The organism is Sporolactobacillus inulinus (assembly GCF_006539285.1).
GTDB classification, from domain to species: domain Bacteria; phylum Bacillota; class Bacilli; order Bacillales; family Sporolactobacillaceae; genus Sporolactobacillus; species Sporolactobacillus inulinus.
Map to the genome: position 1 here is coordinate 1 of NZ_BJMS01000009.1, position 14,237 is coordinate 14,237.

Consider the following 14,237-nt stretch of genomic DNA (forward strand, 5'->3'; position numbering starts at 1 on the left):
AGTAAGGACCGCGCGTTTTTTGACCGGTTTTTCTTACGCTGTTTGAGAATAAAGCCCTTTTCGCTCTGTAACAGAGTTGACCATGATTCGCGAGATAGTGTAAACTGAACTATGGAAATTTGATACGAGGAGGACGCACACCATGCTCTGGTTATACATATTAATAGGCGTGATCTGTCTGGCGGTCGGATTGATTCTCGGTTTCTTGATCGCCCGTAAATATATGATGAGTTATTTGAAGAAGAACCCGCCGATTAACGAAAACATGTTACGCGTGATGATGACACAAATGGGCCAGCACCCATCGCAGAAAAAGATCAATCAGATGATGAAAGCAATCAACAATCAAGTGAAATAAGGAAGATTTATCACGAAAAAAGAGCCGTAAAATAGGTTAATCATTCAAAAAAACACCATCGACAGAGGATGGTGTTTTTTTTGTTTTGATAAATGGCAGCCACCAACCAATGTGCGATGGCTGCTTGCCGGAACAGAGTCGATTCAGCAAGAGTTTCGGATTTTCACATATCATTTGAAGTCCGGGTAAGAAAAGTCACGGGATGTATTGTGGCTTTAATGGAATCATAAAACAGACAAAGTATAGATGTCTAGACAGGATGAGCTGCAAAATGCTACAATAAAAGAAAAAAGGAAGCGATTTTATGGCGACTAAAATTGATGGTTGTTCCATTTACAGTCAGAATGAATGGATTGAAAACGGGAGCCTGACTATTGAAGGAGAAACAATCGCGAGCATCAACGCTCATTCGTCTCAATCGACAGATCAGACCCTGCATTTTCCTTCGACCTACAAGTGTTTGCCGGGAATGATCGACATGCACATCCATGGTGCCGATGGTGCAGACACAATGGATGCAACACCGGAGGCACTGAGTAAAATTGCTTCCGCATTGGCTAAAGAAGGGACAACCTCATTTCTAGCAACGACGATTACCCAATCGGTTCCTGCGATCGAAAAGGCTGTTGAAAACGCAGGAACGGTCATCGGTCATCAGAAATCGGGAGAAGCAGAAATCATTGGGATTCATCTGGAAGGCCCTTTCATTAATAAAGAAAAGGCAGGCGCCCAGCCAGAACGCTTTATCATTGATCCCGATAGCTCATTATTTGACCATTGGCAGAGCATCTCAGGAAATCATATCAAAGAAGTGACTATGGCACCAGAATTAGATGGTGGTCTTGATTTCATTCGGCATTTAAAGGAGCAACATGTCGTTGCTTCAATTGGTCATACGAATGGAATTGATGAGGATGTCATTCGTGCGATAGATGCCGGAGCGACTCAAGTCACACACCTTTATAACGGAATGCGCGGGATGCACCATCGTGAACCGGGTATTCTCGGTGGTGCATTGCTGCATCATGACCTCTATACCGAACTGATTTGTGACGGCCATCACGTGTGTCAAGGAATGGTTAACCTTGCCTATAAGCTTAAGGGCAGTGACCGGATGATTTTAATTACCGACTCAATGCGCGCAAAATGCCTAAAAAAAGGTGTGTACGACCTCGGTGGTCAAGATGTTTTTGTGGATAAAGGGATGGCTGTGTTAAAGGATGGGACGATTGCTGGCAGCGTGCTGAAAATGAAGGATTCTCTACGTAATATACTCGCATTTACTGATGCAACTTTGGCTGATGTTGTGCAAATGGGAGCAATCAATCCGGCATTGCAATGCGGTGTTTTCGATCGAAAAGGATCGCTTGAAGCTGGAAAAGATGCCGATTTCATTGTGTTAAATGAAAAGAATGAACTTGTGCTTACTGTGTGCCGCGGTGCGATTGCCTATCAAAAAGAAGAGGTGGATTGAATTGAAGATTGTTTCGGTTACAGATAATCAAGAAATGAGCAAGAAAGCTGCTGAAATCATCCGGGAACTCGTATTGAGAAAGCCAGATGCTGTGCTCGGTCTTGCTACTGGAGGAACTCCTGAAGGTACCTATCAACAATTGGTCAAGGATCACCAAGAAAACGGGACCAGCTATCGATCGATCCGTACAGTTAATCTTGATGAATATGCGGGCATCGATCCGAAGGACCCGAACAGCTACTACGCGTACATGAAACAACACTTTTTTGATCATGTGGATTTGCCTGACGGACAATACTTTTTACCCAATGGTTTAGATACGTCAAAAGAGGCTTGCATGCGTTATGATGCCTTAATTGACAGTCTCGGAGGGGTAGACCTCCAATTGCTCGGAATCGGACGTAATGGGCATATCGGTTTTAATGAGCCAGGGTCTTCCCTGACGCTGGGCACGCATGTTGTGAAGTTAACAGAATCGACACGACACGCTAATGCTCGCTATTTTGGAAGCATAGAGGATGTACCAACTGAAGCCGTTACCATGGGCATCGGTACGATCTTAAAGAGCAGGAAGATTCTGTTAATCGCTTCAGGTGAAGAGAAAGCAGATGCACTAGGCAAGCTGGTGCTTGCAAATCGAGCAGACAGCCGTTTTCCAGCATCAGCGCTCACGCAGCATAAGAACGTCATCATTATTGCTGATGAAGCGGCACTTTCTCAAACAAAAGTCAGCAAGGATTGATGAAATGATTGACCCCAAATCTCCGATGCCTATGTATTATCAGATTGAACGGTATATCGAAGACCTAATTAACCAGAAGCAGTTGACGATTGGCGATCAAATTCCTTCTGAACGCGAATTTACGGATCAATTTCATGTATCGCGTATGACTGTACGTCAAGCCATTATGAATTTGGTTCATTCGGGTATCTTAATTCGAATCAAAGGAAAAGGGACATTTGTTGCTGCTCAAGAAAAGATTGAGAAGAAGTTGCTTGGTTTTAATGGTTTTTCCGAAGACATGATCAGTCGCGGCTTGAAGCCTGGAAGCAGGTTGCTACACTTCTCTCGAATAAGACCATCAGCCAAAATGATCAAACAGCTTAAGTTGCAGGCTGAGGAAGAAGCCTACGAGTTGAAGCGGGTCCGTCTTGCCGATGAAGAGCCAATGGCAATTGAGACTTCCTATATTCCGGTACGCATTCTGCCGCATTTGACGGAGCAGCAAGTCAGTCCTTCTCTGTACGATTACATTGAACGAGAAACCGGTATGACGATTAACCATGCGGAACAGTCCATTGAAGCAGCGATTGTGACATCTGAAGAAGCAAAAATTTTGGATGTTGCCAAAGGTTCGCCGATTCTGCTCATCAATCGCTGTGCCTATCTAAGCAATGGTCAGCCGATTGAACAGACAAAATCCTTATTTCGCGCTGATCGCTATAAATTTAAAATTGATTTACCGAGAAGATAAGCAACGTGGTTGCTTATCTTCTTTTTGCATGAAAAGAAAGAATAAAATTCGCGCGTCAAAACAGTAAAGCAGCGTTCTAACGCAGTATAAAAGCGACAGTGCTCGGCGCCTGAGCAATCAACGGCCGATGAGCTCCGCAACCATTTGACGTCTCAAGATTACCACAGCGTTTTATTATATTTTTTCTTTAGATAAGTAAAACTTATACAATCTGATTAAATAAATAAAATTTACTTAATGGTTGAGTTCGATTATGATGAAAATATAGAATTGTTCAAGATCGGACAGGAGGGAAAACATGTCTGGAGCAGTTGGAACGAAGGACACGAAAGTTACAGATGCATTTCATGCGATCAAAACGTTTACTAGTCTTGGTCAGCCTATTCACTATTATCAATTAAGCGCTTTATCGGAGTACGGGGAAATTGAGCGTCTTCCATACTCGATCAAAGTACTGCTTGAGGCCGTTCTTCGTCAATGTGATGGCAGAACGATTAAAAAGGAACACGTAATTAATTTAGCCAAGTGGGGAACGGAACAATTAGATAAAGCGATTGATGTTCCATTTAATCCATCGCGCATTATTCTTCAGGATTTCACCGGTGTTCCAGCCGTCGTTGATTTGGCATCGATGCGCAAAGCTATGGCAGATATGGGCGGTGATCCTGAGCAGATCAATCCTGAGAAGCCTGTCGATCTTGTTGTCGATCACTCCGTTCAAGTCGATCGATTTGGCACGAATCAGGCGCTTAAATTTAATATGGAACGTGAATTTGAACGGAACAAAGAACGGTATACATTCTTAAAATGGGCACAATCATCGTTTGAAAATTTTCGTGCGGTTCCTCCCGCCACAGGAATTGTCCATCAAGTTAATTTGGAATATTTGGCATCGGTTGTCCACAAGATTGAGCGTAACGGTGCGTTGTTTGCTTTCCCGGATACCCTGGTTGGCACAGACTCCCATACAACAATGATTAACGGTTTAGGCGTGCTCGGATGGGGCGTTGGCGGCATTGAGGCTGAAGCAGGAATGCTAGGGCAGCCCTCCTATTTTCCGGTTCCGGACGTCGTTGGCGTACGGATCGTTGGAAGTTTGTCAGAGGGAGCGACGGCTACCGATTTGGCCTTAAGCGTCACGCAGCTTCTTAGAGCGGAAGGTGTGGTCGGAAAATTTGTTGAATTTTTCGGACCGAGCCTGTCTCATATGGCACTTGCGGATCGTGCGACTATAGCAAACATGTCTCCGGAAAATGGTGCAACCGCTACTTATTTTCCGGTAGATCAAGTTACTTTGGACTATCTTCGTTTAAGTGGACGTACGGAGGAACAGGTACAGCTGGTTGAAGATTATTGCAAGGCAAATGGTTTATTCTATACTGCCGGTGCAAAAGATCCACATTTTACAAAAGTTTTGGAACTGAATTTAAGTGATGTAACGCCATCACTGGCTGGTCCGAAAAGACCTCAAGATCGTATCTCGCTTCGGGATATGAAGCATGAATTTGAAGCGTCGCTCACCCGGCCATCTGGAAATCAAGGATTTGGTTTGGGAAAAGATGAACTGAAAAAATCAGCACTGGTCAGTGAGAATAACGGCAACCATGAGCGTCTCGATACCGGTGCTGTGGTCATTGCAGCAATCACAAGCTGCACGAACACAAGCAATCCAAGTGTCATGATTGGTGCCGGGCTCGTCGCTAAAAAAGCCGTGGAAAAGGGATTGACTGTTCCTGATTACGTGAAGACCAGTCTTGCTCCCGGATCAAAGGTTGTTACAGATTACCTTGAAAAGGCCGGCTTATTACCCGATTTGGAAGCATTAGGGTTTAATGTTGTTGGCTATGGATGTACCACTTGTATCGGCAACTCCGGACCATTACCGGAAGCTGTTGAGCAAGCGATCGTTGATCAAGATTTGACTGTGGCTGCCGTACTTTCAGGGAATCGAAATTTTGAGGGGCGTATTCATCCGCTCATTCGCGCCAACTATTTAGCGTCGCCGCCTCTGGTTGTTGCGTATGCACTTGCCGGATCGGTTAATTTTGATTTGCTCCATGATTCGTTCGGGAAAGACCAAGATGGAAATGAGGTTTATTTTAAGGATCTCTGGCCGTCTCGTTCTGAGATTGAAGCGGTCATGAATCGTGCAGTTGTACCGGAAAGCTTTAAAAAAGAATATGCGCGTGTCTTTACGGAAAACCAGCGATGGAATGCCATTGAGACGAGTGCGGGCGAATTGTATGATTGGGATAAAGCGTCGACTTATATTCAAAACCCGCCATTTTTCGAGAGTCTTTCGGCAGAATTAAAAACGATTGAACCATTACGGGCAATGCGTGTTATCGGAAAATTTGCCGATTCGGTCACAACCGACCATATTTCGCCGGCGGGATCAATTGCGGGTAACAGCCCGGCGGGGCGCTATTTAATGGATAAAGGGGTCAAACGAATCGATTTCAACTCGTACGGATCAAGACGAGGAAACCATGAGGTCATGATGCGCGGTACGTTCGCAAATGTTCGCATTCGAAATCAAATTGCCCCAGGCACAGAAGGCGGTTATACGACGTATTGGCCGACTCGAGAAGTGATGCCGATTTATGATGCTGCGATGAAGTATAAACAAGACGGAACCCGTTTAATCGTTCTTGCAGGTAAGGATTACGGCATGGGCAGTTCACGCGATTGGGCCGCAAAAGGGACGAGGCTGCTTGGAATTAAAGCAGTGATCGCCGAGAGTTATGAACGTATTCATCGAAGCAACTTAGTCATGATGGGGGTTCTCCCGCTTCAATTTGAGAGCGGTCAGAGTGCTGACACCCTTGGACTAACAGGAGAAGAGGCAATTTCCGTATCGGTTGACGAAACGATTGTGCCAGGTGCACGTGTTCAGGCTGAAGCGGTCGCATCAAACGGAAAATCGATGAAATTCTCCGTCATTGTCCGCTTTGACAGCGAAGTTGAAATGGACTATTACCGTAATGGAGGAATCCTGCAAACGGTTTTACGCAAAAAACTTTTGAAAAATTAAACCGTGACGTATATTTCTCCCACAAATAGCCATGATAATGAGCGAAGGAGATTATGAAAGTTCCTTCAGACATACGGATGATTTTCGAGGGAGTGAGTTCCGTTGGGATGGTTAACGTTTGATCCTAGGGTTATCACTAAAATCTTTTTTTAAAGAGACTCAAGAAAAGATTCGCTATGCATGAACAAACTTCATAGAACTTCTTCAATGAAAAAGAGGCTGCCGATAATGGCAGCCTCTTTTCTTATACGAGAATTCCAAGAAAATAGTACCAGCGCAACGAAGACTTCCTCTTCAAAGGCTTAGTTCATTTGTTTGGATAGCTCGAATAAAAACTCAGTTAAAGCGCGCAATCCGCGATCAAAATTCTTAAGATGAAAATGTTCATTGGGCGCATGGAAGTTCTCACTGTCCAATCCGAAACCCATGAGTATCGGTGCAAGGCCGAGTTTGTCATGGAATGTATTAACAATAGGCACCGATCCGCCTTGACGTGACAGAATGGCCTTTGTATGGAATGCTTTTTCAAGGGCATTGTGGGCAGCTTGTAAAGCAGGATGGTCAACAGGCATAATGAATGGATCGGCATGGTCCATTAATTCTACTTCCAATTTGACACCGGCAGGCAGATGATCTTTAAGATGCTTTTTCAAAAGCGCTCCGATAAGCGCCGGATCCTGATCAGGAACTAGCCGGCATGTTATTTTGGCGGTAGCGGTGGAAGGAATGACGGTTTTTAAACCTTCTCCTTGAAAACCGCCATAGACACCATTCAATTCCAATGTCGGGCGTGACCAGATGCGTGCGACCGTCGGATAACCTTCTTCACCATATAACGTATCAACATCAAGCTCTTTTTTCAGCGCGTCATCATCGGAAAGTGTTTCACAAACCTTTCGTTCCTCATTTGTTAAAGGCTTTACCTGGTCGTAGAAGCCGTCAACCGTTACACGACCATGATGATCATGAAGACTTGCTAACAAGTCAACCATTGCATGCAGTGTATTTTGTACAGCGCCGCCGTAGACACCGGAGTGAAGGTCTCCTTTGGGCCCGCGCAAACGTACTTCTAGGCCGCAAATTCCGCGGAGCCCGTAGCTGACAGCCGGCTGATCCATGCCAAGCATGGTTGTATCGGAAACAAGCAGAACATCCGCTTTAAGCAGATCAAGATGCGCATCAACAAAACCATCGAGATGAGCACTTCCAATTTCTTCTTCACCTTCAAAACAGAATTTAAGGTTGACCGGAAGTGTTCCGGTCGCTTCAAGAATTGTTTCAGCCATCTTAACCAGCATGAAGACTTGACCTTTGTCATCGCTTGTCCCGCGTCCGTAAATGATATCGTCTCTGATCTCAGGTTTAAAAGGATCCGTTTGCCATTGATCGACCGGATCGACCGGTTGCACGTCATAGTGCCCATAACAGAGAACGGTCGGTTTGTTTTCATCAGTTAAATAATCAGCATAAACAACAGGATGACCGGCCGTTTCAAGAATCTGCACATGGCGTAGACCGCCGTTTTTTAAATCGTTCGCCAACCATTCAGCAGCGCGGCGTACATCTGCTTTGTGCGTTGAATCAGAGCTGATACTGGGAATGGACAGAAATTCAATCATTTGTTTTAAGTAACGATCTCTATTTTTTTCTAGAGTAGTCACGATAGGTTCTTCCATGGAAAACCCTCCCATTTTAATTTATCCTACTTATTGTAGCAGAGTGCTGAAATAAAAGAAAAATGCGCGAATCTTGATAAACGGTGGCACGAAAAGTGAGTGCGGCGCAACAGATTAATATAAAGAAAAGCGAAGAGGGCAGAGTTGTCTCTCGAAAAATCTTTTTCGCGGGACGATCCGGTTTTGAAACTTGCATTTTTTTTAGCATTTTTCTCTGACGTGAACAATCGCCTATGTTAGAATGATCACAAGTCTTTGGGATGAGAGGTGATTTGAATGGCTCAGAATAAGCTTTACGTTGTTCCTTATGATCCAAAATGGGAGGTCAACTATAAGCGTGAAGCCGCACATGTGGCACGTATCCTTGAACCGCTGCTGACTGCTATTCACCATATTGGAAGTACGTCCATTGAAGGCATGGCGGCTAAGCCTACCATCGATATTCTTGCCGAGGTACATGATTTGTCAGGTGTAGATGCGTTTACTGGCAAATTGTCTCAAGCCGGTTATGAAGCACTTGGAGAATATGGGATCCGGCGGCGCCGTTATTTTGAAAAGAAAGATTCTTCGGGCGGTCACCTCGTGCATTTGCATGTCTTTGAAGCTGAATCAGAAGATGTTGTACGTCATCTTGCCTTTCGCGACTATTTAAGAATGCATGATGATGATGCTGCATGCTACAGTCAGATCAAGATTAAGCTTGCCGAACAATTTTCAGATGATCGTGAGAGTTACCAGGTGGGAAAAAATGAACTGTGCAGACACATTGAGCAGCGTGCCTTGCAGTGGTGGTACGACGCATAAAGAAAAAGTAAGAGGGGTCGAAGGAAATCAAAAAGAAAGCAATCATTTGTCTTTTAATTTTATTAATGGCTACAGCAGTTATTTTGGGGTATATCGCGCTGCGGCCGAGCCCTGCTCCCAAAAAGCCGAATCCGATCCATTACAAAATAACAGCTTTAGGCGATTCGCTGACTGAAGGCGTCGGAGATCTTGAAAATCAGGGCTATGTCGGAGCAGCAGCTGAACTGCTCAAAAAAGAAAAAAATGTAAAAAGTGTTTCAGTAAGCGATCTTGGTCATCGTGGAGATACCTCCGCTGATTTGTTAAAGAAGATCAAGCAGCCAAACTATAGTAAAGCGATAAAAGCATCCAATACCATTTTTCTTACCATAGGCGGCAATGATATCGTTCGTGTATTTAGACAGAATTTCCTCGATCTACATGCCGGTGATTTTAAAAAAGAACAAACGAGCTTTTCGATTAAATTGAAGCAAGTATTGAAGGAAATCCGCCAACTAAACCCCGATGCCTCTGTCTATTATTTTGGACTTTATAATCCTTTTGAAGACTATCTTGGCGAAGCAAATGAAGATTTTGTACCGATTTTGGATAAGTGGAACGCCAACAGCAAGCAGATTAGTGAAAATTATCAGCCAATCTCATTTATTCCGACGAGCGACTTGTTTCGAAACAAGACGAAACAGCTGCTCTCTAAAGATCACTTTCACCCAAATCGTGAAGGCTATAATAAAATGGCTAAGCGACTGATTGAAGAAATTGTAAAAAAGCAATCAAATAAATAAAGGATGGCTTATGAGTAGTAAATCCGAATAGTATGGGATTGTCGTGTCGGCAAATGGAGCATATAATCAGGTTATCGATTGTTGGAGGGGGTTGCGGCGTTGGCAACGATATTGTATCAGGATCAATTTATCGATCGCAAGCAAGCAAAAGTGGACATTGAAGACCGAGGCTATCAATTCGGGGATGGCATTTATGAAGCAATGATGGTATACAGCGGAAGAATTTTTTTACTTGAGCCGCATCTGAAACGCTTGGAACGCAGTGCACGTGAGCTTAGTTTAACGTTGCCTTACAGCATTGATCACCTCGCAGATAACATTAAAAAGTTGATCGAACTGAATCAATTAGAGGACGGCGTTGTCTATTTTCAAATTACAAGGGGAGCAGCTCCGCGGCAGCACTTTTTTCCGGAACACACGCCGCCTGTAATCACCGGTACTGTTTCGTCCAAGGTTCGTGATCTGTCAAAACGACCGAAAGGAATTAAAGCGGTGCTTGCAGAGGATATTCGCTGGCTACGGTGCGACATAAAAACGCTGAATTTGCTGGGAAACGTCCTTGCGAAACAAAAGGCGCACAACGTAAACGCTGGAGAAGCGATTCTGCATCGCGGTGAAACCGTCACAGAAGGATCATCAAGTAATGTATTCATTGTCAAAGCGGGTGAACTCGTAACGCATCCGGCTGATCATCGGATTCTTAATGGGATCACACGCTTGTTTGTTTTCGATCTGGCAAAACGACTTGATATTCCGGTTTCTGAGCGAGAATTCTCGCTGAAAGAACTGTTACATGCAGACGAAGTATTTATTACGAGTACAAGTAATGAGGTAAAACCGGTACTTCAAATTGACGATCAACGGATCAACGGCGGAGAACCCGGTGCCCTTTCGAAAAAGCTGATTGCCGCATTTGATGCGGAAGTAGAACGGATTCGAACTCAACCGGTTTCATAAATCATTTCCCAAAAAAATAAAGCGCCTCGCTTAATGCGAGACGCTTTATTTTTGTAGAATTATTATTCCATATGCATGATTGGCCACCAATGATGGCCGTGTTTTTCGAGTAGTTCGTCTGCTGTAGATGGACCCATTGAGCAGGCTTCATAATAGTCAATCGGCACATGCCGCTTTTTACAGGAATCAACAATTGAGTCAATGATCCCCCAGGAATACAAAACCTCATCCCATCGCGTAAAATTCGTTGAATCACCTTTAATGCAATCGGCGATTAGGCGCTCATAGGCATCTTGCATGTTTTCCATCGCTAATTCATTATTGCGGAACTTTAGGGATATAGGAACGGTGTTGCTGCCTGCCTCACCATTTGCTTTTACATTTAATTTCAAAGAAAGTCCTTCGTCAGGTGATATATAAATGACGAGCAAGTTCGGACCGACATGGTTGACGTTATGGAAATATGGATTTTTTGGCAGCTTTCTAAATTGAATCACAATCTGTGTTGCCTTTTCAGCCATTCGTTTTCCTGTACGTACGTAAAAGGGAACGCCTTGCCAGCGGTAATTATCAATTTGAAATCGTGAAGCCACAAAAGTTTCAGTATCTGAATCACTCCGAACATTGTTCTCATTTAGATAAGCACACATTTTTTCACGATTCGGTGAGATACCACGCGTATATTGACCGCGAACAATTTCTTCAGCGATATTATGAATGTTCATTGGTCGAATTGCTTTAAGTACTTTGACCTTTTCGTAACGCAAATCATCGGTTTCGAGTTGTGTCGGCGGTTCCATCGCTATCAAGGTCAGCAGCTGCATAATATGATTCTGTACCATGTCCAAAAGCGCACCGGTTTGATCATAATAGTTCGCCCGGTCACCGACGCCAAGGGTTTCACTGAGCGTGATTTGCACGTTTGAAATGTAACGGCGGTTCCAAATCGCTTCGAAAATCGGATTTGCAAAGCGCAGAACCTCTATATTTTGTACCATTTCTTTGCCTAGATAATGGTCAATGCGATAAATCTCTTCTTCAGAGAAGGCATGGAGCAAGCTTTCGTTTAATTCTTTTGAGGATTTCAGATCGTGCCCAAACGGCTTCTCGATAACTAACCGTTTCCAACCTGAAGTGGTTGCTAGTCCGGATTTTTTCAAATTTTTCGCAGCCTCAGCAAAATATGCCGGAGCCAAGGAGAGATAAAAAATTCGATTACCCTTTAACTGATAACGTTCATTAAGTTCGTCACTGAATTCTTTTAGGGTAGCAAAATTTTCAGGACGCGTAATGTCTAAGCGGCGATAATAAAAGCGTTCCAAAAAGTGCTGACGCTGACCTACCTCGGAAGGTAGTGAGTCATTAATTAAATCGCGATAAGTTTCGTCCGTGTGCGCGCGACGTGCAAGACCAATTACAGCAAATTCTTGATCCCGTTTATACAGTCGATAAAGAGCGGAATATAATTTCCTACGAGCGAGATCTCCTGTTGCCCCGAAAAGAAAGATTAATACCGGCTCTTTTGACGATTCGATCATCTGTTCATTCCCTCGTTCCTCGTTCATTATACTTGAATGTTATCACACTTTTTATTGAATGTGCTACACTTTATTCGCTTTTCGTTTGAAATCAATGTGAACATTGACCATTATTATTGACGAAAATAGTTGGATTCAACCAATACGTTCATTCGCCTTCGTTGCATTTCATCGCTGTACATGGTAAGGTGATCCTATGTGTTTAGGTAATCATAGGGATGGAAGAGGTTTACTTTTGAAAACAACGATGAGATCTCGTTCAATGTTTAGTAGGCATTTTCCGTCCGGCGCGGGGAATGCCTAATCATTTAATTGATCGTACTAAACATGAAAAAGGAGATAGTATAACTTAATGAAATTTTCAGAACTCGAAATTAGTCAAGAAGTGAAGAAAGCAACCGATCGAATGGGGTTTACCGATATGACTCCGATTCAAGAACAAGCAATCCCGGTTGCGGAAACAGGTGTTGACCTGATCGGTCAAGCACAAACAGGTACAGGAAAAACAACTGCATTTGGTATCCCGATGATCGAAGCAGCCGATCCCCACAACTCGGATATTCAAGGAGTTGTCATTACACCAACGCGTGAACTTGCGATTCAGAATGCTCAAGAGCTTAACGCACTCGGCTTTTATAAAAAGGTTAGAACGGTTGCGATTTATGGTGGTCAAGATATTCAGCGGCAAATTCGTGATTTAAAAAGACGTCCAAGTATAATTTCGGCAACTCCTGGACGATTGCTCGACCACATCAAGAGAAGAACAATTCGCTTGGATCAGATCAAGGTAGTTGTGCTTGATGAAGCAGATGAAATGTTGAACATGGGCTTTATCGAAGATATTCATGCGATTTTGGAAGCTACACCGGAGAATCGTCAAACCTTGCTATTCTCAGCAACGATGCCGAGACCGATTCAAGTGCTGGCTGAGAAATTTATGCATGAACCTAAAAAAATTCAGATCAAAGCAAAGACCCTAACGACGTCATTAATTGATCAAAGCTATGTTAAGGTTCGTGAGCTTGAAAAATTTGATGCTCTGACACGTTTTCTTGATATTCAATCGCCTGAACGTGCAATTGTCTTTGGTCGGACAAAACGACGCGTCGACGAACTGATGCGTGCGTTGCAAAAAAGAGGCTATGAGGCCGAAGGAATTCACGGCGATCTGACTCAGTCAAAACGTGATCTTGTTCTGCGACGTTTTAAACAGAATGAAGTGAAACTGCTGGTTGCTACGGATGTAGCGGCACGTGGACTTGATATTAGTAACGTGACGCATGTCTACAATTTTGATCTTCCGCAAGATCCGGAAAGCTATGTACACCGGATCGGCCGTACAGGACGCGCTGGGAAAACCGGAATGGCACTCACTTTTATTACGCCGAGTGAATTCCCGCATCTGAGATCGATTGAACGTTTGACGAAACAGCCAATGAAACAACTCAATGCACCAAGCTATGAAGAAGCATTAGCGGGACAGCAGAAAATTGCTATTGACAATTTAAAAGAAATGATTGAATCTGGAAAATACCGCAGCTATGCGGCAAAGGCTCAAGATCTGCTTGATGAATTTGATGCAACAGACGTACTCGCTGCAGCCCTTAAGCTGATTACTAAAGAGCCGGATACAACCCCGGTACGCTTAACCCGTGAACAACCGCTCATGGTCAAACGATCAAATCGGCAGCAACGAGGCGGCGGAAGAGGACGCAACAATTATCGCTCACACGATCGTGATCGTCGAAACAACAATTATCGAGGAAGAAGCAAACAAAAGTCACAGCATTATTAATGCAACACGTTTTCAAAAGGCAGCCTTCGGGTTGCTTTTTTTTACGGGCTTGAATTGTCAAACTAAGTGCAACGCCTGATTATAAAAGATCTCAAAAGGAGTCTTCCAGCCCAAACATTTGCGAGGTCAGTGATTTAATTCGTTCACGGCATGTGCGCCCGCGGCAAGCGAGTAACCGAAGCGGCGATTCAGCACCGAAAAGACACGAGTCCATCATACATGGTTGGAGATTAAGGACCGGGCGCTTTTTGCCCGGTCTTTTCTTATGCAGGTGTAGCGTTTTAAAAAGGAAAGAGCCTAAAGGGATCGGAAGCAAGCCCCTCAGACTGCACGGCAAAAGTTTC

Annotated in this window: 11 protein-coding genes and 1 pseudogene; 9 read left to right on the forward strand and 3 right to left on the reverse strand. The window is 44.0% G+C overall.

Annotated features, from left to right (window positions below):
• The first annotated feature begins 142 nt into the window (after window positions 1-142).
• The 5 genes from SIN01_RS01720 (at window position 143) to acnA (ending at window position 6,341) form a co-directional block, all read left to right on the forward strand.
• Complete coding sequence (locus tag SIN01_RS01720; protein ID WP_010025811.1) at window positions 143-358, forward strand: YneF family protein; 216 nt, start codon at window positions 143-145, stop codon at window positions 356-358.
• Between the two features lie 304 nt (window positions 359-662).
• On the forward strand, window positions 663-1,832 hold the full coding sequence (gene nagA, locus SIN01_RS01725) for an N-acetylglucosamine-6-phosphate deacetylase (RefSeq protein ID WP_010025812.1): 1,170 nt from the start codon (window positions 663-665) through the stop codon (window positions 1,830-1,832).
• Window position 1,833: 1 nt separating this feature from the next.
• A complete protein-coding gene (gene nagB, locus SIN01_RS01730) occupies window positions 1,834-2,574 on the forward strand; it encodes a glucosamine-6-phosphate deaminase (RefSeq protein ID WP_010025813.1) in 741 nt (246 codons plus the stop codon).
• A 4-nt stretch (window positions 2,575-2,578) separates the two neighbouring features.
• Entirely contained in the window at window positions 2,579-3,307 is a 729-nt protein-coding gene (locus tag SIN01_RS01735) for a GntR family transcriptional regulator (protein ID WP_010025814.1), read from the forward strand.
• Window positions 3,308-3,605: 298 nt separating this feature from the next.
• On the forward strand, window positions 3,606-6,341 hold the full coding sequence (gene acnA / locus SIN01_RS01740) for an aconitate hydratase AcnA (RefSeq protein WP_010025815.1): 2,736 nt from the start codon (window positions 3,606-3,608) through the stop codon (window positions 6,339-6,341).
• A 302-nt stretch (window positions 6,342-6,643) separates the two neighbouring features.
• On the opposite strand, the gene SIN01_RS01745 is transcribed toward acnA, so the two are convergent.
• Window positions 6,644-8,017, reverse strand: a complete 1,374-nt coding sequence (locus tag SIN01_RS01745) for a dipeptidase (protein WP_010025816.1) — start codon at window positions 8,015-8,017, stop codon at window positions 6,644-6,646.
• Window positions 8,018-8,293: 276 nt separating this feature from the next.
• Here SIN01_RS01745 and SIN01_RS01750 point away from each other — a divergent pair, with 276 nt between their 5' ends.
• From SIN01_RS01750 to dat, 3 genes are all read left to right on the forward strand, one after another.
• Window positions 8,294-8,821 (forward strand): GrpB family protein, encoded by a 528-nt coding sequence (locus SIN01_RS01750; RefSeq protein ID WP_010025817.1) that lies wholly within the window; start codon window positions 8,294-8,296, stop codon window positions 8,819-8,821.
• A gap of 83 nt (window positions 8,822-8,904) precedes the next feature.
• Entirely contained in the window at window positions 8,905-9,603 is a 699-nt protein-coding gene (locus SIN01_RS01755; protein WP_010025818.1) for an SGNH/GDSL hydrolase family protein, read from the forward strand.
• A 99-nt stretch (window positions 9,604-9,702) separates the two neighbouring features.
• Entirely contained in the window at window positions 9,703-10,560 is an 858-nt protein-coding gene (gene dat, locus SIN01_RS01760; protein ID WP_010025819.1) for a D-amino-acid transaminase, read from the forward strand.
• 62 nt (window positions 10,561-10,622) lie between these two features.
• Here dat and zwf read toward each other — a convergent pair whose 3' ends face one another.
• The gene (gene zwf / locus SIN01_RS01765) at window positions 10,623-12,098 is read right to left on the reverse strand and encodes a glucose-6-phosphate dehydrogenase (RefSeq protein ID WP_010025820.1); all 1,476 of its coding nucleotides are present in this window, start codon (window positions 12,096-12,098) and stop codon (window positions 10,623-10,625) included.
• Window positions 12,099-12,450: 352 nt separating this feature from the next.
• Between zwf and cshA the strand changes: the two genes are divergently transcribed.
• Window positions 12,451-13,893, forward strand: coding sequence for a degradosome RNA helicase CshA (gene cshA, locus SIN01_RS01770; protein ID WP_010025821.1), 1,443 nt, complete (start codon window positions 12,451-12,453; stop codon window positions 13,891-13,893).
• A gap of 57 nt (window positions 13,894-13,950) precedes the next feature.
• On the opposite strand, the pseudogene SIN01_RS15745 reads toward cshA, so the two are convergent.
• A pseudogene (locus tag SIN01_RS15745) lies at window positions 13,951-14,058 on the reverse strand (IS30 family transposase); the annotation flags it as partial.
• Window positions 14,059-14,237: the final 179 nt, after the last annotated feature.